Raw genomic sequence first — 18,693 nt, 5'->3', positions numbered from 1 at the left:
ACTTGTGCCGCGTGGACAACGGGGCCACAGCGAGTCCAGGAACCGTGCACGCGGCGTAAGTCACGCCGTCCGGCCATGGCCCCGGAGCGGCACCCGGACACCACCGCAACCGCGCAGCCCGCCGCAGGCGCAACCCGCCCGCCGGGCCAACCCGGCAACCACCCCAGCCCGCCGCAGGCGCAACCCGGCGCAGCTCCAACGAGGACCCCCTCAACCGCCGGGGGCAACCAGCCCGGACTCGTACGCGAAAATTACCGCCTGCGCCCTGTCCCGCAGCCCCAGCTTCGCCAGCACCCGGCCCAGATGCGTCTTCACCGTCTGTTCCGCCAGGACCAGGTGGTCCGCGATCTCCTGGTTCGACAGGCCCCGGGCGATCAGCTCCAGGACCTCCGTCTCGCGCGGCGTCAGGCCCTTCAGCCGCAGCGAGCGGTCCTTGCGCGGCGCCGGCCGCTGCTGGGCGAAGTCCGCGATCAGGCGGCGGGTCACGGACGGCGCCAGCAGCGCCTCGCCCGCCGCGACCACGCGCACCGCCGAGATCAGGTCCGCCGGCGGCGCGTCCTTCAGCAGGAACCCGGAGGCGCCCGCGCGCAGCGCCTCGTACACGTAGTCGTCCACGTCGAACGTCGTCAGCATCAGCACCTTCGGCCGGTGCACCACCCCCACCGGCGGGTCCAGCAGTGCCCGCGCCGCCGCCAGGCCGTCCATCTCCGGCATCCGGACGTCCATCAGGACCACGTCGGGGTGGGTGCTGCGGCTGACCTCGATGCCCTGGCGGCCGTCCGGCGCCTCGCCGACCACGTCGATGTCGGGCTGCGCCGACAGCAGCGCGGCGAACCCCGCCCGCACCATGGCCTGGTCGTCGACGATGATCACGCGGATGGTCAAGACGGGTCCTTCGCGGTCGGGTCGACGAGGGTCAGCGGCAGTCTCGCGGCGACCCGGAACCCGCCGTCCGGCAGCGGTCCGGTGTCCAGCGTGCCGCCGGTCAACCGTACGCGTTCACGCATACCGATCAGCCCGTGCCCGGTGCCGGTGGTCTCCAGCGGTGAAGTGCGGGCCGTCGCGGGCCCGTTGACGACCAGGACGGTCAGCCAGTGCGCGTCGCCGGTCACCGAGACCCGCGTCGGTGCCTCCGGCGCGTGCCGTACGACGTTGGACAGGGCCTCCTGGACGATGCGGTACGCGGAGAGGTCCACGGACGGCGGGACGGGGCCGAGATCCGCCGCCAGGGACAGCTCCGCCGGGACCCCGGCGCGTACGGTCGCCTCGACGAGCTGCTGGACCCGGCTCAGCCCCGGCTGCGGTGTCCGCTCGCTCGTCGAGCCGTCGCTGCGCAGCACCGCCAGCAGCCGCCGCATCTCGGTCAGCGACTCCCGCGCGGCGGCGGCGATCGTGGAGAACTCCTCGTGCGCCGCGGCGGGCAGCCCCTCGATCCGGTACGGCGCCGAGTCGGCCTGCACCGTGATCACGGACATGTGGTGGGCGACCACGTCGTGCAACTCGCGGGCGATACGGGCCCGTTCCTCCAGCAGCGTGCGCTGCGCGCGCTCGACCTCGCTGATCGTCTCCTGCTCCACCAGCCTTCGCTGGGCGTCACCGCGTTCGCGCAGGGCGGCCGTGACGAGCAGGAGCACGCCGGTCAGGACGAACAGCAGGAGATGCACGCCGTCGCTGTGCTTCTGCGAGATCAGCTCGAAGACCAGCCCGGCCGCGCCCGTCGCGAGCCAGACGGCGAGGAGCGTACGGCGCGGTTCGCGCAGCCCCAGGCAGACCATCAGCAGCAGGTAGCCGACGACGGCCGTCGGCGTCCACGGCCAGGACCGGCCGTCCAGGTCTCCCGCCGACGTCAGGAGCAGCACCGCGCCGAGGATGTCGGCGCCGAAGACGATCCACCACGCCTGGAGCGGCCGGGTCACCGCCAGCAGCAGCGGCGCGGCCTGCGCGGTGGCCAGCGCCCCCGCCCAGCCGCCGGCCAGCTGGTAGTCCTGGACGAGCACGGTCGTCGTGGTCGGCAGCAGCGCGGCGGCGAAGCCCAGGGCGATGACGTACGGGATCAGGCGCTGCCAGCGCTTCGCGGCGTCGGCCAGCAGCGGTTCGGTGGACACCGCCGGGGTGCGCAGGGCGCCCACGAGCGAGCGCAGCGACTCGCGGGCACGCGCCGTACGGGGAGGTGGTTCTTCGGTACTCATGGCCGGTTCAGCGTATGCAGCGCGGGTACGCGGCGGCGTCATACCCAGGAGCCACACCCCGCCTCATACCCCAGTAGGGGGTCACAGCTCGGCGAGCAGCTGCGCCTTCTTCGCGCTGAACTCCTCGTCCGTCACCAGGCCCGCCTCGTGCAGTTCGCCGAGGTGCCGGATCCGCTCGGCGATGTCGGCGGGGTCGGGCCGGGCCGCCACCAAGGCCGGCACCGGCACGGAGCCGGGGGCGGTGGCGGGGCCCGCGCCCGAGGTGCGTACGGCGGCCAGCACCGCCGCCGCGAACGGCAGCGACTCGTGGACCGGCCCGTAGCCGAGGCCGAACACCACGGCGGCCGGGTCGTGGTCGGCCTGGGTGGGCTGCTGGGCGCCGGCCCGGCGCAGCAGCCGCAGGTAGCCGTCGAAGACCTCGGGGGAGCGCCACTCGACCCCGGACAGCTCCTGGACGGGGAAGGTCTGGTCGCCGGCCTTCCACTTCGCCGACGACGCGCCCGTCCAGAACCAGCGGAAGGCCACCTTGGACCCGTCGAAGGTGGCCTTTCCGTCGTACGCCTTGAAGTGCAGGGGCGCCGGGGGAGCGGTCACCAGGAAGCGGTCGGCCGGCTCCTTCTCGTCCGGCGGCGCGTCGGCGACGGCGGTGCGCAGCTCGTCCGCGTAGTACTCCGCGAGCGTCTCGCGCTCCGCGGGCAGCACCAGCCGGTACGGATCGCCGGACTCCTTGAGCTGACCCGCCGCCGCCTCCATCAGCGGGTCGGCGCCCGGCCGCGGTACGGCGTGCAGCACCACCGTCCCGCGCTTGCCCGGGGAGAGCGTCACCGCCGCCAGTGCCCCGTACGGTACGCGCCTCTCGCGCAGTGCCTGGAAGAGCTTTGGCGTGCGTATCCCCCGTTCGAAGCGGATGAGCACGGAGTCGCTTTCGAACTCCCAGGTGGCATGAATTCCGGCCAGCACATCACCCATGTGCCTCATCGTAGGCGGCGAACGCCCGCACGTCGCCACCTCCGCCCGCCAAGTTCTACGCGCGTCAGGTCACTTCTTCGCCGGAGATTCCGCTCCGGCAGGCGGTCGAGGAGTCCGCACAACTGGTGTTCCGGTACGAACCGACCCCGATGTCCGCGAAGTTCTCCAGGCTCTCCGTGCCCGGCTCGAAATAGCCGCCGTGACCGACGGCGCCCCGGGCGGACAGCACCCGCGCGCCGAAGTCCCGCGTCACCGGATCCGCGCCGTGGCCGAGCCCGCCGACCTCCAGATAGGGCACGGCCCGGATCCAGTCGTCCTGGTCGCGCATCGCCCAGACACGGGCGTGGGTGCCCAGCGCCCCCGCCGACCCGACCCGCATGCCGGGACTGCCCGCGACCGCCACGTCCGTGACCCGGGCGGGCAGCCGGCGCGCGGCGACACCGCACACCACGGAGCCGTAGCTGTGGCAGATCAGCGAGACCCGGGAGTCGCCGGGCAGCGCCGAGGTGAGCGCGTTGAGCCGCACCGCGCCCTCCGAGGCGAGCCTGCCGATCGCCGCGTCCACGTTGATGCCCGAGGGCGCGGTGTAGTCGGCCCAGGCGATGACGGCGGTACGGGCACCGGGCGAGGCGGCGCGCTCCGCGTCGTACAGCGACCTGGCCATGCCGACCGGCGCGGTGAAGGGGCGCTCGGTCCGCTCGAACGACAGCAGGTTCGTGTCCACGCCGGGGACGACCACCGACACGCGCCGGGCGCTGCCCAGATCGCCGAAGACCTCGGCGGCTCGGCCGCCGCCGGTCGGGTCGAAGGCGAGGATGTGCCGTCCGGCGCCCGCCATCGACTGCAGGCGGTGCATCCGCCGGGCGGCCTGGTGCCGGCCCTCGGCGGAGAGTCTGCCGTCACGCACCCGGGCGCGTTCGGCGTCCCGCGCCTGGATCACGGCCAGCCGGTTGGCGCGGTAGCGCAGCGTCAGGGGCGCGCCGCCCAGATTGCCCACCACCAGGGGGTGACGGTCGGCGAGCCGGATCCGCTGCGCGGCGGTCAGCGAGGCGAAGAACGCGGCCAGCCGCCCGGGCGACGCCCCGGGGTCCGGCAGGCGCAGACCGCCCACGCGGCTCTTCTCCCAGGCCGAGAGCGCCCGTTCACGCGCCGTGCCGGGCTCGCCGTGCCGCTGGAGCGCGGTCCAGCCGCCGCTCGCCAGCATCACGAAGACCACGGCGAGTGCCAGCAGGGTGCGCCACACGGTGAAGGACGGAGAGGAGTCGAAGGAAGTCACTGCGGGACACCCTAGGAGACGTACGACGGTGCTCCCCACACGCGTGAGTCAGATCACTCCCCGTCACCCCGGCTTCTTACAACGGGTCAAACCGCCCCACCAGCTAGGGGGCCGGCGGCTGGTCCCGGGCGCTCCAGTCACCCGCGAGCGTGGGCACGAGCTGGTCCAGATACGACTGGGTCAGCTCAAGGAGCCCGTCCAGACCGGTCTCCTGGCCCTGCCCCCACAGCCGCCCCGTCACCCGCATCACACCGGAGAACGCCGCGACGGCCACACGCGGACGCGGATCGCTCTCCACGTCGAGCCCCTCGCGCTCGGCGATCACCAGCGCGGCCTGCTCCTCCAGCTCGGTGGCACGCCGCAGATGCGCGGCCAGCAGTGAGGGGGTGGACTCGATCATCCGGTAGGTGCGCAGATGCAGTTCGACCGGGATCAGGGCCTCGATCGCCTCGTTGATACGGCTCCAGGACGCCAGCACCGCGTGACGCATGGCCACGAAAGGGGTTTCCCGGGACGGACGTTGACGCAGCTCCGCCAGGAAGTGCGTCTCCACCATGTCCTGGATGGTGAACGCCGCCTCCTCCTTGCTGGCGAAATAGCGGAAGAACGTGCGCTGGGAGACGTCGACCGCCTCGGCGATCTCGTCGACGGTCGTCTCCTCGTACCCCCGCGTCGTGAACAGGTCCAGAGCCACCCGCAACAAGGCGTCCCGCGTACGCTGCTTCTTCAGCTCCCGCAGTCCGACCGGATGCCGTACCGGCCGCTGCCCGTCCACCACTCGCCGCTCCTCCTTCTCGCCATCTCCGGTCCACTTCATCGGCCCATGTCCACCCGAAATGAGATGTGAGCCACATGACAGTTACAGACAGGTGAAATGGTTTGTCAACTGGCAGAGGCTGTCATTAGCCTCTGGGCATGACTAGTCAGACCACCGTCAAATCGGCGCCGAGAGACCCGCGCGACGCGGATCCGGGAGCCGCCAAGGGCCTGCGCGGCCACCCCTGGCTGACCCTCTTCTCCGTCGCCATCGGCGTGATGATGGTCGCCCTCGACGGCACGATCGTCGCCATCGCCAACCCGGTCATCAAGGAAGACCTCGGCGCGACCTTCGCCCAGGTCCAGTGGATAACCAACGGCTACCTCCTCGCGCTCGCCGTCGCGCTCATCACCGCCGGCAAGCTCGGCGACCGCTTCGGCCACCGCCAGACCTTCCTGATCGGCATCGCGGGCTTCGCCGCGGCCTCCGCCGTCATCGGCTTCTCCGACAGCGTGGCGTTCGTCGTCGCCTTCCGCGTGCTCCAGGGCGTCTTCGGCGCGCTGCTCATGCCCGCCGCCCTCGGCCTGCTGCGCGCCACCTTCCCCGCCGAGAAGCTGAACATGGCCATCGGCATCTGGGGCATGGTCATCGGCGCCTCCACCGCGGGCGGCCCGATCGTCGGCGGTCTGCTCGTCGAACACGTCAGCTGGCAGTCGGTGTTCTTCGTCAACGTGCCCGTCGGCGTCGTCGCCCTGATCCTCGGCCTGGTGATCCTCAAGGACCACCGCGCCGCCAAGGCGCCCAAGTCGTTCGACGTCGTCGGCATCCTGCTGCTCTCCGCCGCGATGTTCTCCCTGATCTGGGCGATCATCAAGGCGGGCGAGTCCTGGGGCTGGAGCTCGGCCGGCACCTGGTCGTTCCTCGGCGCCGCAGTCCTGTGCTTCGTCCTGTTCGCCGTCTGGGAGACGAAGGTCAAGGAACCCCTCGTACCGCTGAGCATGTTCCGCTCCATCCCGCTCAGCGCCGGCGTCGTGCTCATGGTCCTGATGGCCTTCGCCTTCATGGGCGGCCTGTTCTTCGTGACGTTCTACCTCCAGGGCGTCCACGGCATGAGCCCCGTCGACAGCGGCCTGCACCTGCTGCCGCTGACCGCCATGATGATCGTCTCCTCACCCGTCGCGGGCATGCTGATCACCAAGTTCGGACCACGCGTCCCGCTGGTCGGCGGCATGGTCTGCACGGCCGCCGCCATGTTCGGCATGTCCACCCTGTCGCCCGGCTCCGGCACCTTCGTGATGTCGGTCTGGTTCCTGCTGCTCGGCATGGGCCTGGCGCCCGTCATGGTCGGCGCCACCGAAGTCATCGTCGGCAACGCGCCCCTGGAACTCTCCGGCGTCGCCGGCGGACTCCAGCAGGCCGCGATGCAGGTCGGCGGCGCCCTCGGTACGGCGGTGCTCGGCGCCGTCATGTCCGCCAAGGTCAGCTCCGACCTCGCGGGCAACTGGTCGGACGCCGGCATCCAGCTGCCGCTGGACCCGAAGCTGGAGCAGGCCGCCGAGATCGGTGTCGCCCCGCCCGAGCTGGCCCAGGCGCCCGGGATGACACCCGACGTCTTCGACAAGATCACCGGGGTCATGCAGGACACCTTCGTGTCCGGCATGGGCCTGGCCTTCCTGGTCGCCGGCGCGGTCGCGGTGGTCGCGGCGTTCGTCGCCGTCAAGACCAAGCGCGGCGACAACGCGGACGCGGCCGGTGGCGGCGTCCACATCTGACCCCCGGTATCCCACCCGCGGCACGACGTGCGTCAACACGGCGCGATTCGGCGCGACGGCCCCGCCCGGACATCCCGGCGGGGCCGTCGCCTGTTCGGGTGGAGTCGGGCGAGAACCCCTTCCGTGGGGCGGGCCACCGGGTCAAAGTTCCGACAACTGATCAGCACCACACGGGGGTTCACCACCATGCGCACACGCACGCGTACCGCCATGCGTACGACCATCTCCGCCGCTCTGCTCACCGCGGCCACCCTGACCACCGCTCCCGCCGCCCCGGCCGCCGCCGTACCGCGCCCGGTGTGCGGACCCGGCGAACTGTGCCTGTGGCCGAAGACGGACTTCCGGGGCGCCCGGCAGACACACGAACTGTTCCGCACCGAGATCCAGAACTGCGTCGCGCTGCCGCCGGGCGCCGATGCGCAGTCGCTGGTCAACCGCCTCGGGCGGCCCGTCACCACGTACCAGTCCGAGGAGTGCGAGGAGACCGGCGAGTTCCAGACGTACCCCGGCGACGGCACCTGGGTTCCCCAGTCGCCCTACCGCGTACGGGCCTTCAAGGTCTGGGAGCGCTGAGCGGGGGTACCCGCTGTTTCAGACAGCCCACATCCACCGACACAGGGAGTGATGATGACGGGCTTCGGAAACACCCGGACACGCAAGCACCCCCGTTCACGCGGCCGGACGAGGTCGCGGAACGGGACGGACCGCGTGACCATCGGAACAGTCGGTCTGGTCTTCGCCGTCGCGGGCCTGTTCGTCCTGTCGATCGTGCTCGGCCCGCTGGCCATCGTGCTCGGCTGGCTCGGCATGGGACGACGGTGGAACACCGCCCACGTTCCCGCGGTGATCGCCTTCACACTCGGTGTCGTCGACACCGTACTGGCGCTCATGTGGCTGCTCTGAGCGGCCACTTCGACGCCCACCACAGGAACGGACAGCGCGACCGGACCGATGTGCGGCCGGCTGTCGCAGCGTCGCCCTCCCACGCCTCACCGGGCAGGGCGGCCCCCGACAGCCGGCCCACTCCCGTGCGCGACGCGCCGACGGCCGGCCCCGTCGGGACGGGACCGGCCGTCAGCCGCCTGCTGCCGTGCGCGTGCTACGCGTCGCCGCCCGCCGCGCCCGGGTCCGCCGCCGCCACGTCCAGCAGCTGGTAGCGGTCCACGGCCTGCTTCAGTACCGAACGGTCCACCTTGCCGTCCCTGGCCAGCTCCGTGAGCACCCCCAGAGCGATCGACTCCGCGTCGATGTGGAAGAACCGGCGGGCCGCGCCACGCGTGTCCGCGAAACCGAAACCGTCCGCGCCCAGCGACTGGTACGTCCCCGGCACCCAGCGCGAGATCTGGTCCGGCACCGCGCGCATCCAGTCCGAGACCGCCACGAACGGGCCCTCGGCACCGGACAGTTTGCGCGTCACGTACGGAACCCGCTGCTCCTCCTCCGGGTGCAGCAGGTTGTACCGCTCCACCTCGACGGCCTCACGGCGCAGCTCGTTCCACGACGTCGCCGACCAGACGTCCGCGCGCACGTCCCACTGCTCGGCGAGGATCCGCTGCGCCTCGACGGCCCACGGCACGGCCACACCGGACGCCATGATCTGCGCCGGGATCGAGCCGCTCTCGCCGCGCTTGAAGCGGTAGACGCCCTTGAGGATGCCCTCCACGTCGACGTTCTCGGGCTCGGCCGGGTGCTGGATCGGCTCGTTGTAGACCGTCAGGTAGTAGAAGACGTTCGGGTCCTCACCCGGGTGCGGCTGCCCGTACATGCGGCGCAGCCCGTCCTCCATGATGTGCGCGATCTCGTAGCCGAACGCCGGGTCGTAAGAGACACAGCCCGGGTTCGTCGAGGCGAGCAACTGCGAGTGCCCGTCCGCGTGCTGAAGACCCTCACCGGTCAGAGTCGTACGACCGGCGGTCGCGCCCAGTACGAAACCACGCGCCAACTGGTCGGCCATCTGCCAGAACTGGTCGCCGGTGCGCTGGAAACCGAACATCGAGTAGAAGACGTACACCGGGATCAGCGGCTCGCCGTGCGTCGCGTACGCCGAACCCGCCGCGATCAGCGACGCCGTACAGCCCGCCTCCGAGATGCCGTCGTGCAGCATCTGCCCCGTCGGGGACTCCTTGTAGGCGAGCAGCAGTTCACGGTCGACCGACTCGTACTGCTGCCCCAGCGGGTTGTAGATCTTCGCACTCGGGAAGAACGCGTCCATACCGAACGTGCGGTACTCGTCCGGCGCGATCAGCACGAAACGCTTGCCGATCTCCTTGTCCCGCATGAGATCCTTCAGCACCCGCACGAACGCCATCGTCGTGGCGATCGACTGCTGACCCGACCCCTTCTTCGCCGCCGCGTACGTCTTGTCGCCCGGCAGCTCCAGCGGCTTCGACCGCACCACACGCGTCGGTACATAGCCGTCCAGGCTCCTGCGCCGGTCATGCATGTACTGGATCTCCTCCGAGTCCCGGCCCGGGTGGTAGTACGGCGGCTGGCCGTCCTCCAACTCCCGGTCCGAGATCGGCAGATGCAGCCGGTCACGGAAACCCTTGAGATCCGCGACCGTCAGCTTCTTCATCTGGTGCGTCGCGTTGCGCCCCTCGAAGTTCGGACCCAGCGTCCAGCCCTTCACCGTCTGCGCGAGGATCACCGTCGGCTGGCCCTTGTGCGCCTTCGCCGCCGCATACGCCGCGAACACCTTCTTGTGGTCGTGACCGCCACGCCCCAGATGCAGGATCTGCTCGTCGGTCATCCCCTCGACCATGGCCCGCAGCCGCTGGTCGTCACCGAAGAAGTGCTCACGGATGTACGCGCCGGTCTCCGTCGCGTACGTCTGGAACTGCCCGTCCGGCGTGGTGTTCAGCCGGTTCACCAGCACACCGTCACGGTCCTGCGCCAGCAGCGGGTCCCAGGAACGGTCCCAGACCAGCTTGATCACATTCCAGCCGGCGCCGCGGAACTGCGATTCCAGCTCCTGGATGATCTTGCCGTTGCCGCGCACCGGGCCGTCCAGGCGCTGGAGGTTGCAGTTGACGACAAAGGTGAGATTGTCCAGCCCCTCACGCGCCGCGATCGACAGCTGACCCAGCGACTCCGGCTCGTCCATCTCGCCGTCGCCCAGATACGCCCACACATGCGACCGCGACGTGTCCGCGATGCCACGCGCCTCCATGTAACGGTTCATCCGCGCCTGGTAGATCGCACCCAGCGGACCTAGACCCATCGAGACGGTCGGGAACTCCCAGAAGTCCGGCATCAGCCGCGGATGCGGATAGCTGGACAGCCCGTCGGGGGCCTTCGACTTCTCCTGACGGAACGCGTCGAGCTGCGCCTCGCTCAGCCGGTCCAGCAGGAACGCGCGGGCGTAGATGCCCGGGGACGCGTGCCCCTGGAAGAAGATCTGGTCACCGCCGTCCCCGCCGTCCTTGCCCCGGAAGAAGTGGTTGAAGCCCACGTCGTACAGGGAGGCCGAGGACGCGAACGTCGCGATATGACCGCCCACACCGATCCCGGGGCGCTGCGCGCGGGAGACCATCACCGCGGCGTTCCAGCGGGTCGCGTTGAGGACCTTGCGCTCGATCTCCTCGTTGCCGGGGAAGAACGGCTCGTCCTTGGTGGCGATCGTGTTGACGTAATCGGTGCTGCGCATCTCGGGCACGGCCACGCGCTTCTCGCGCGCCCGCTCGATCAGGCGGAGCATCAGATAGCGGGCGCGCTCACGCCCCCGTTCGTCGACGGCGGCATCGAGCGAGTCGAGCCACTCCTGGGTCTCCTCGGGATCAAAGTCCGGGACCTGGCTGGGAAGGCCGCCAATGATGATCGGGTTGCGATCGGATCCGGAAGCCACACTGTTCCTTCGCTGTTCGGGTCGTGTCGCACCCCGCGTCCGGGCCGGTCCCGGTCCTCCGACCGGTCACGTCATCCATGCGGGGCACGCCTGTGGGTCCTGCTGGGTACTGCTCGGGGTACTTGCCTCTGCTGCCGCCAGGGAACAGGCACGGGGAGCGGGCCGTACGGCGTATCCATCGTGTACCTCGGCGACGGAAACGTCACCTCTACCGGGGGGTAACCCTCACACCGCCACGGATTCCACGCGATCCCGTCGCCCGCCTGGCCGCCTGCCCGGTATTTCCGCCCAGTTCTCCGCCTGGTCGTCCGCCGTGTTCCGGGTCCGGCCAAATCGCAATCTTACGCCCAAGGCGACTATGCGTTTCGTTCGGTCGTTCGGACCCGATTGGCGTACCGAAGCCGCGTAGAATGACAAACAGGGCGGAAAGTCCCTGCGGGCATCACGCCCCGTGTTATCGGGGTGTCAGGAGATGCGACGAAGCGGCCCGGAACGTACCCGTTTCGGCGGTCTCGGCCGTCGGGTACTTGCGCGATCCGCCCGGCCCGTGTGGACTACGGCCAGCGCCCCGCGTACGCGCGTGGCTGAAGCATTTCCCGAAACATGATCAGGAGGCAATCCGTGAGCGCGACCGCGGACCACGCGGAGGAACGAACCAACGTTGCCGCGAGGCTTGGGTTCGAACCCGGACAGGTGGTCCAGGAGATCGGCTACGACGACGACGTCGAGCAGGAGCTCCGTGAGTCCATCGAGGCCGTCATCGGCCAGGAGCTCGTCGACGAGGACTACGAGGACGTGGCCGACGCCGTCGTGCTCTGGTTCCGCGACGACGACGGCGACCTGACGGACGCGCTGGTGGACGCCATCGGCCTCATCGAGGAGGGCGGAGCGGTCTGGCTGCTGACGCCCAAGACAGGCCGTGACAACTACGTCGAGCCCAGCGACATCAACGAGGCCGCCCAGACCGCCGGCCTGGCGCAGACCAAGAGCATCAACGCCGGCAAGGACTGGACAGGCAGCCGGCTGGTCACGCCCAAGGCGGCGAAGTCCAAGCGCTGAGAACAGGCGCCGCATCCGAGCGCGAAAGCCGCAGCGGCAGCCTGGCGCACACGCCTCGTAAGCCTCGTACGTAACGACGGCCCCCGTCGGCACCCGCCGCCGGGGGCCCTTGCGTGGTGCGTAGGGTGGGTGCCGCGGGCGGACCGGAGCGAACGAGGGGGAGCGGGGCACATGACGGGAACGGGACGGGCGGGCACCGCGGCACCGATCGCGGTCGGTGACCAGGCGCCCGACTTCAGCCTCAAGGACAACCACGGGCGGACGGTACGGCTCGCCGACTTCCGGGGCGGGGCCGCCGGACACGACAGTGGTGAGGCCGGGGGTGCCGGGGACCGCGACCACGACGGCAAGAACGTCGTCCTGGTCTTCTACCCGTTCGCCTTCACCGGCGTCTGCGCCGGCGAGCTGGGCGCGCTGCGCGACGCGCTTCCCGCCTTCGTCAACGACGACACCCAGCTGCTCGCCGTCTCCACCGACTCCATCCACACCCTGCGGATCTTCGCCGAGCAGGAGGGCCTGGAGTACCCGCTGCTCTCCGACTTCTGGCCGCACGGCCGGACCTCACGGGCGTACGGGATCTTCGACGAGGACAAGGGCTGCGCGCTGCGCGGCACCTTCGTCATCGACAGAACGGGCGTCGTGCGCTGGTCGGTCGTCAACGACCTGCCGGACGCACGCGATCTTGACCAGTACGTCAAGGCCCTCGCCGCTCTGTGACGACAACTCGCCACCCCTGAACGGGTCTCGCACAAAAACCCTTGTGGGAGCGGGGTTGTCCCCCGTAAACCACACAAGGGGCGGGAACCGGTCACTAGGATCCAGTCGTTCATCCGATGCCAATTGCACCAGGGGGCGCGCGACGCAGGCGACGGCCGCCGAAGTGGCCGGAGCCGAGGCCGCCCGCCCCTGAGAAACTCATCAAGGGAGGACTCGTGGGAGTCAGCCTCAGCAAGGGCGGCAACGTCTCGCTGACCAAGGCCGCGCCCAACCTGACCGCGGTCACCGTGGGTCTGGGCTGGGACGTCCGCACGACCACCGGTAACGACTTCGACCTCGACGCCAGCGCCCTGCTGACGAACGCCGAGGGCAAGGTCACGGGCGACGGAAACTTCGTCTTCTTCAACAACCTCAAGAGCCCCGACGGTTCCGTGGAGCACACCGGCGACAACACCACCGGTGAGGGCGAGGGCGACGACGAGGCGATCAAGGTCAACCTCGCCGGCGTCCCCGCGGACGTCGACAAGATCGTGTTCCCGGTCTCGATCTACGAGGCGGAGAGCCGCCAGCAGTCCTTCGGCCAGGTGCGCAACGCGTTCATCCGCGTCGTCAACCAGGCCGACAACAACGAACTGGCGCGGTACGACCTGACGGAGGACGCGTCGACCGAGACGGCGATGGTCTTCGGAGAGCTTTACCGAAATGGCGCCGAGTGGAAGTTCCGCGCCATCGGACAGGGGTATGCCTCTGGCCTGCGTGGCATCGCGCAGGACTTCGGCGTCAACGTCTGAGCCGCCGGTCCGTCCGTCCGGCGCCGCACCTCACAGCCGAGTGCGGCGCCGGACGCGCCTCACCGCGCGGGTCACGACCCGCACCCGTACCACCCGCACCACCCGCAGACGCACCACCGCACACGTGCGACCCGCACCACCCGCAGACGCACCACCGCACACGTGCGACCCGCACCACCGGCAGACGCACTACCGCACACGTGCGACCCGCACCACCGGCACCAACCGCACCACGAGCACGGCGTCAGGCGCGCCGTGCCCGGCTTCACGTCACTCTGGGGAGGACTCACCATCATGGGCGTCACACTCGCCAAGGGGGGCAATGTCTCCCTCTCCAAGGCCGCACCGAACCTCACCCAGGTGTTGATCGGTCTCGGCTGGGACGCGCGCTCCACCACCGGAGCGCCGTTCGACCTCGACGCCAGCGCACTGCTCTGCCAGTCCGGGCGCGTACTCGGCGACGAGTGGTTCATCTTTTACAACAACCTCACCAGCCCCGACGGCTCCGTCGAGCACACGGGCGACAACCTGACCGGTGAGGGCGACGGCGACGACGAGTCCCTGCTCGTCAACCTCCCCGCCGTCCCCGCGAATGTCGACAAGATCATCTTCCCGGTGTCGATCCATGACGCCGACGCCCGCGGACAGACCTTCGGTCAGGTCAGCAACGCGTTCATCCGCGTCGTCAACCAGGCGGACGGCCAGGAGCTCGCCCGGTACGACCTCACCGAGGACGCCTCCACGGAGACCGCGATGATCTTCGGCGAGCTCTACCGCTACGGCGGCGAATGGAAGTTCAGGGCCGTGGGACAGGGGTACGCGTCGGGCCTGCGCGGCATCGCTCTAGACTTCGGGGTCAACGTTTCGTAAAGCAGTACTCTGCGCGGGGGAATACCCGTTAACACCAGATGGGGTAGCCAGTGATCCTGAAAACCTTCGGCTGGTCGTTCGCCATCACGGCGGCCGGCCTTGCCTTCGCGGCCTGGCAGTGGGGGTGGGAGGCGTTCGGGATCGTACTGATCCTGTCGATCCTTGAGATCTCGCTGTCGTTCGACAACGCCGTAGTCAATGCCGGGATCTTGAAGAAGATGAATGCCTTCTGGCAGAAGATCTTCCTCACCATCGGCATCCTGATCGCCGTGTTCGGTATGCGGCTGGTGTTTCCCGTCGCCATCGTGGCCATCAGCGCCAAGGTCGGCCCCATCGAGGCCGTCCAACTGGCGCTCGACAAGCCCGAACAGTACGAGGCCCTGGTCACCGACGCGCACCCGGCGATCGCCGCCTTCGGTGGCATGTTCCTTTTGATGATCTTCCTGGACTTCATCCTTGAGGACCGTGACATCAAGTGGCTCGCCTGGCTGGAGCGCCCGCTGGCCAGGCTCGGCAAGGTCGACATGCTGTCGGTCTGCGTCGCGCTGGTCATCCTGCTCATCACGGCCATGACGTTCGCCACCAACGCCCATACCAGCACCGGATACCAGGACAAATCCGCCACCGTACTGCTGTCGGGTGTCGCCGGTCTGGTCACCTACCTCGTCGTCAACGGGCTCTCCAGCTTCTTCGAGAACAAACTCGAAGAGGAAGAGGAGCGCGAACACGAGGAGGAGGAGAGGGCCAAGGCCGAAGGCAAGCAGGTCTCGGCCGTCGGCCTCGCCGGCAAGGCCGCGTTCTTCCTGTTCCTCTACCTCGAAGTCCTGGACGCCTCCTTCTCGTTCGACGGAGTCATCGGCGCCTTCGCCATCACGAACCACATCTTCTGGATGGCGCTCGGCCTCGGTATCGGCGCGATGTACGTCAGGTCGCTCACCGTCTACCTCGTCCGCCAGGGCACGCTCGACGACTACGTCTACCTGGAGCACGGCGCGCACTACGCCATCGGCGCGCTCGCCGCGATCCTGCTCATCACCATCGAGCACGAGATCCACGAGCTCATCACCGGTCTCGTCGGCATCGTGCTGATCGCCGCGTCCTTCTGGTCATCCGTGGTCCGCAACAAGCGAGTTGCGGCCGAAGGTGGCGAGGATTCGGAAGACAAGAAAACAGTCCAAGTCTGAGTCCGCCTCCTGGGTGTGACCAGGAGGGGATAACGGGAACGCTCTGAGCGGGGCGGCCTGAGGCGGAAGCCTTCCGGCCGTCCCGCTGTTCACGTTCGGTACCGGCAACTGGTGGGGGTGGGGCGAGGATGGCCTTCTGGGACAATCTATGGCAAAACAAGGCATCACAATTCGATTCGGGCAGCTCCTCGACGAACGCGATCGAACTGACAAAGCGCAATCCGTCGGTCTCGCTCACCAAACAGGGCGCCGCCACCGGCAACCTCCGGGTCAACCTGTCCTGGCGGATGCGCACTTCGGACATCGAAGGACGGACGAGAGGCGGCAGCGGGCTGCTGCGGCACCCGTTCAAACTCTTCAAGCCCGAGGTGGTGCAGGCACACACCCTGGGCGTGGTCAACGTCGACCTCGACATCGGGTGCATGTACGAACTGGCCGACGGCAGCAAGGGCGTTGTCCAGCCCCTGGGCGGATTCTTCGGCAGCCTCAACGAGCCGCCCTACATCAAACTCAGCGGTGACGACCGCTTCGGCGCCCCGTCCGGCGAGACGATATTCATCAACCTCGACCACCGCGAAGAGATCAAACGGCTGCTCGTCTTCGTCTACATCTACGACCGCACCCCGGCCTTCGACCGGACCCACGCCAACGTCACGCTCTACCCGAGCAACGGCCCGCGCATCGAGATCGAACTGGACGAGCGCGCACCACAGGCCCGGTCCTGCGCGGTGTTCTCGCTGGAGACGGTGAAGGGCGACCTGGTGGTGCGGCGCGAGGTGAAGTTCGTGTACGGCTTCCAGGCGGAGCTGGACCGGCTGTACGGGTGGGGCCTGCAGTGGGGGCGGGGCTACAAGACGAAGACCTGAGCCGTTGAGCAGCTGAGCCGCTGCGGGGTGCGGGCCTACGGTCGTACGAACTGCGGCCCCATCGGCGGCAGCCGGAAATTCGGGTCCGGCGCGGGAGCCGCCGCCGCGGCCGGCTGCGGATAGCCGTACGCCGGAGCCACCTGCGGCAGCGGCGGTGCCGACGGCGGCTGCGGGCCTGGGGCGGGCGCGTGCGGATAGCCGTAACCGGACTGCGCCGCCGCCGGCTGCGGATACCCGTAGGCGGGGCGCGCGGCTGCGGGCTGCGGATAGCCGTAGCCGGACTGCCCCTGCTGCTGACCGGGGAACTGCGGCTGCTGCGCGGGGGGCGCCTGCCCGGCGTTCGCAGCCAGCGGGCTGGGAATAAGGGCGGTCTCACCCTCCGAGCCGTCCGGGCCCTGCGCCGAACCGTCGGCCCCTTCCGTTTCGTCGACCGAGATGCCGAAGGCCGTCGCCAGCCCGATCAGCCCGGTCGGATAGCCCTGGCCCACGGCCCGGAACTTCCAGTGGTTCCCGCGCCGGTAGAGCTCGCCGCAGATGATCGCGGTCTCCTCGCCGGTCTCCGGGCGTACGTCGAAAACAGCCAGCGGGTCACCGTCGGCCTGCCCCGCGTCGTACAGCAGGACCCGCAGGTCATGCACATGCTGGAAACTTGCCCCGTCCGACGACGCCGCCAGCACCACCTGATCGACACTCGGGTCGAGCGCGGCCAGATCCGCCTCGACGGTGTCGGTCAGCCCCTCGGGCACCTGCTTCTTCGGCAGCCGCCTGACCAGGCCCGACGGATGACGAGGCTGGTTGTAGAAGACGAAGTCCTCGTCGGAGCGCACACGCCCCTCAGGCCCCAGCAGAAGCGCCGACGCGTCCACGTCGGGGACCCCCGCCCCCGGGGTCCAGCGCAGCACAGCCCTTACGGCCATGGCATTGAGGGGGACGTTCGAGCCCTTCACCATCGCGTGCGTCATACCGGTCATCCTGCCTTCCCGCAGGCCGCGCGGACAACGTGGGGGCATGGTGGGAGGAGGCCGGGCGGGGGTGAGAGAGGGGCGAGAAGTGGACGAGTTACCTGAAATTCATGCAGGCGTGGAACTCTTGACTCCCGTCCATACGTACTATTACCGGCCACATGTCAGAGGGACTACCGTGGCAGTACGGGGGATGTAAATGCGTCACTTCGGGCACATTCCGCCCACTGCTCGGCAAGGCTTGTTCCACCAGGAGCCCGGCGAGTTCACCTCCGCCTCTCCCGGCGGCATGCTCGCGACGGCCCTCGGCGCCACCCTCTACAGCCCGGCCACCAGGCCACGGCTGGCGGACGACGTCGTCAAGCTGGCAGGCCGGGGCGTCGTGTCGATGGTGCTGTGCCTTGAGGACTCCATCGACGACTCCGAAGTCGAGTGGGCCGAGGAGAACCTGGTCCAGCAGTTCACCGACCTCGACCGGCGCGACGCGGAGCTCCCGCTGCTGTTCGTCCGCGTCCGCGAACCGGACCAGATTCCCGACCTCGTACGCCGGCTCGGCCCCGCCGCCCACATCCTGTCCGGATTCGTACTGCCGAAGTTCACCGAAGAGCGCGGCGTCCCCTTCCTGGAGGCGCTGATTTCAGCCGAACATGAGAGCGGGCGGCGCCTCTTCGCCATGCCCGTACTCGAATCACCCGAACTGCTCCATCTGGAGACCCGCGCCGAGACCCTCACCGGCATCGCCCGCACCGTCGACAAGTACCGCGAGCGCGTACTGGCACTGCGACTCGGCGTCACCGACTTCTGCTCCGCCTACGGGCTCCGCCGCGCACCCGACATGACCGCGTACGACGTACGCATCGTCTCCGCCGTCATCGCCGACGTCGTCAACGTCCTCGGCCGCTCCGACGGCACCGGCTTCACCATCACCGGCCCCGTATGGGAGTACTTCCGACTCCACGAGCGCATGTTCAAACCGCAACTGCGCCGCAGCCCCTTCCTCGAAGGACGCGCCGAAGAACTGCGCACCGCCCTCATCGAGCACGACCTCGACGGACTCCTGCGCGAGATCCAGCTCGACCAGACCAACGGGCTCGTGGGCAAGACCTGCATCCACCCCTCACACGTCATGCCCGTGCACGCACTGTCGGTCGTCAGCCACGAAGAGTTCAGCGACGCCCAGGACATCCTGCGGCCGGAACGGGGACGGGGAGGCGTACTGCGCTCCTCGTACACGAACAAGATGAACGAGGTGAAGCCCCACCGCGCCTGGGCCGAACGCACCATGCGGCGCGCCGAGGCCTTCGGCGTCGCCAAGGAGGACATCGGCTTCGTCGAGCTGCTCGCCGCCGGGCTGGCGGAATGAGCGCCCCCGGCGCCAACGAAATCGCCCGCCCGGACGACGAGAACCACACGCTTGACAACGACAACGACAACGAC

Annotated in this window: 17 protein-coding genes; 10 read left to right on the top strand and 7 right to left on the bottom strand. The window is 69.2% G+C overall.

Annotated features, from left to right (window positions below):
• Window positions 1-210 precede the first annotated feature (210 nt).
• The 5 genes from BHU15_RS07505 to BHU15_RS07485 all read right to left on the bottom strand — a co-directional run bounded on the left by BHU15_RS07505 (window position 211) and on the right by BHU15_RS07485 (window position 5,212).
• Complete coding sequence (locus tag BHU15_RS07505; RefSeq protein ID WP_069626457.1) at window positions 211-885, bottom strand: response regulator; 675 nt, start codon at window positions 883-885, stop codon at window positions 211-213.
• On the bottom strand, window positions 882-2,189 hold the full coding sequence (locus tag BHU15_RS07500) for a sensor histidine kinase (RefSeq protein WP_069626456.1): 1,308 nt from the start codon (window positions 2,187-2,189) through the stop codon (window positions 882-884). The genes BHU15_RS07505 and BHU15_RS07500 overlap by 4 nt, the downstream gene beginning before the upstream one ends.
• Before the next feature lie 81 nt (window positions 2,190-2,270).
• Entirely contained in the window at window positions 2,271-3,158 is an 888-nt protein-coding gene (locus tag BHU15_RS07495) for a DUF4429 domain-containing protein (RefSeq protein WP_069626455.1), read from the bottom strand.
• 64 nt (window positions 3,159-3,222) lie between these two features.
• Window positions 3,223-4,434 (bottom strand): alpha/beta hydrolase, encoded by a 1,212-nt coding sequence (locus BHU15_RS07490; RefSeq protein ID WP_069626454.1) that lies wholly within the window; start codon window positions 4,432-4,434, stop codon window positions 3,223-3,225.
• A gap of 103 nt (window positions 4,435-4,537) precedes the next feature.
• Window positions 4,538-5,212, bottom strand: coding sequence for a TetR family transcriptional regulator (locus BHU15_RS07485; protein WP_069626453.1), 675 nt, complete (start codon window positions 5,210-5,212; stop codon window positions 4,538-4,540).
• Window positions 5,213-5,469: 257 nt separating this feature from the next.
• Between BHU15_RS07485 and BHU15_RS07480 the strand changes: the two genes are divergently transcribed.
• From BHU15_RS07480 to BHU15_RS07470, 3 genes are all read left to right on the top strand, one after another.
• On the top strand, window positions 5,470-6,963 hold the full coding sequence (locus tag BHU15_RS07480; protein WP_435896957.1) for an MFS transporter: 1,494 nt from the start codon (window positions 5,470-5,472) through the stop codon (window positions 6,961-6,963).
• Window positions 6,964-7,149: 186 nt separating this feature from the next.
• Entirely contained in the window at window positions 7,150-7,536 is a 387-nt protein-coding gene (locus BHU15_RS07475; RefSeq protein ID WP_107422809.1) for a peptidase inhibitor family I36 protein, read from the top strand.
• 135 nt (window positions 7,537-7,671) lie between these two features.
• The gene (locus tag BHU15_RS07470) at window positions 7,672-7,866 is read left to right on the top strand and encodes a hypothetical protein (RefSeq protein WP_329079332.1); all 195 of its coding nucleotides are present in this window, start codon (window positions 7,672-7,674) and stop codon (window positions 7,864-7,866) included.
• A gap of 196 nt (window positions 7,867-8,062) precedes the next feature.
• On the opposite strand, the gene aceE is transcribed toward BHU15_RS07470, so the two are convergent.
• Complete coding sequence (gene aceE, locus BHU15_RS07465) at window positions 8,063-10,807, bottom strand: pyruvate dehydrogenase (acetyl-transferring), homodimeric type (RefSeq protein ID WP_069626450.1); 2,745 nt, start codon at window positions 10,805-10,807, stop codon at window positions 8,063-8,065.
• Window positions 10,808-11,428: 621 nt separating this feature from the next.
• On the opposite strand from aceE, the gene BHU15_RS07460 reads away from it, so the two are divergent.
• The 6 genes from BHU15_RS07460 (at window position 11,429) to BHU15_RS07435 (ending at window position 16,294) form a co-directional block, all read left to right on the top strand.
• Window positions 11,429-11,866 (top strand): DUF3052 domain-containing protein, encoded by a 438-nt coding sequence (locus BHU15_RS07460; protein ID WP_023542051.1) that lies wholly within the window; start codon window positions 11,429-11,431, stop codon window positions 11,864-11,866.
• 171 nt (window positions 11,867-12,037) lie between these two features.
• Entirely contained in the window at window positions 12,038-12,583 is a 546-nt protein-coding gene (locus BHU15_RS07455; protein WP_069626449.1) for a peroxiredoxin, read from the top strand.
• A gap of 215 nt (window positions 12,584-12,798) precedes the next feature.
• Window positions 12,799-13,374 (top strand): TerD family protein, encoded by a 576-nt coding sequence (locus BHU15_RS07450; RefSeq protein WP_023542053.1) that lies wholly within the window; start codon window positions 12,799-12,801, stop codon window positions 13,372-13,374.
• 294 nt (window positions 13,375-13,668) lie between these two features.
• Window positions 13,669-14,244, top strand: coding sequence for a TerD family protein (locus BHU15_RS07445; protein ID WP_023542054.1), 576 nt, complete (start codon window positions 13,669-13,671; stop codon window positions 14,242-14,244).
• A gap of 50 nt (window positions 14,245-14,294) precedes the next feature.
• Entirely contained in the window at window positions 14,295-15,428 is a 1,134-nt protein-coding gene (locus BHU15_RS07440; protein WP_069626448.1) for a DUF475 domain-containing protein, read from the top strand.
• Window positions 15,429-15,556: 128 nt separating this feature from the next.
• A complete protein-coding gene (locus BHU15_RS07435; RefSeq protein ID WP_069626447.1) occupies window positions 15,557-16,294 on the top strand; it encodes a TerD family protein in 738 nt (245 codons plus the stop codon).
• Between the two features lie 35 nt (window positions 16,295-16,329).
• Here the strand turns inward: BHU15_RS07435 and BHU15_RS07430 are convergent, their stop codons facing one another.
• On the bottom strand, window positions 16,330-17,256 hold the full coding sequence (locus BHU15_RS07430; RefSeq protein ID WP_069626446.1) for a TerD family protein: 927 nt from the start codon (window positions 17,254-17,256) through the stop codon (window positions 16,330-16,332).
• Window positions 17,257-17,455: 199 nt separating this feature from the next.
• Here BHU15_RS07430 and BHU15_RS07425 point away from each other — a divergent pair, with 199 nt between their 5' ends.
• Window positions 17,456-18,619 carry an HpcH/HpaI aldolase/citrate lyase family protein gene (locus BHU15_RS07425; protein WP_069626445.1) on the top strand — a complete coding sequence of 388 codons (1,164 nt, stop codon included), beginning with the start codon at window positions 17,456-17,458 and terminating at the stop codon, window positions 18,617-18,619.
• The last annotated feature ends 74 nt before the right edge of the window (window positions 18,620-18,693 follow it).

This window comes from Streptomyces niveus (assembly GCF_001723055.1).
Taxonomy (GTDB): Bacteria; Actinomycetota; Actinomycetes; order Streptomycetales; family Streptomycetaceae; genus Streptomyces; species Streptomyces niveus.
This window is presented reverse-complemented; position numbering and strand designations above follow the sequence as displayed.

Coding starts and splice junctions, on each gene's coding strand:
- BHU15_RS07430 (WP_069626446.1), bottom strand. CDS start 17,256: ATGACGCACGCGATGGTGAAGGGCTCGAACGTCCCCCTCAATGCCATG.
- BHU15_RS07455 (WP_069626449.1), top strand. CDS start 12,038: ATGACGGGAACGGGACGGGCGGGCACCGCGGCACCGATCGCGGTCGGT.
- BHU15_RS07475 (WP_107422809.1), top strand. CDS start 7,150: ATGCGCACACGCACGCGTACCGCCATGCGTACGACCATCTCCGCCGCT.
- BHU15_RS07495 (WP_069626455.1), bottom strand. CDS start 3,158: ATGGGTGATGTGCTGGCCGGAATTCATGCCACCTGGGAGTTCGAAAGC.
- BHU15_RS07500 (WP_069626456.1), bottom strand. CDS start 2,189: ATGAGTACCGAAGAACCACCTCCCCGTACGGCGCGTGCCCGCGAGTCG.
- BHU15_RS07425 (WP_069626445.1), top strand. CDS start 17,456: ATGCGTCACTTCGGGCACATTCCGCCCACTGCTCGGCAAGGCTTGTTC.
- BHU15_RS07480 (WP_435896957.1), top strand. CDS start 5,470: ATGATGGTCGCCCTCGACGGCACGATCGTCGCCATCGCCAACCCGGTC.
- BHU15_RS07435 (WP_069626447.1), top strand. CDS start 15,557: ATGGCCTTCTGGGACAATCTATGGCAAAACAAGGCATCACAATTCGAT.
- BHU15_RS07445 (WP_023542054.1), top strand. CDS start 13,669: ATGGGCGTCACACTCGCCAAGGGGGGCAATGTCTCCCTCTCCAAGGCC.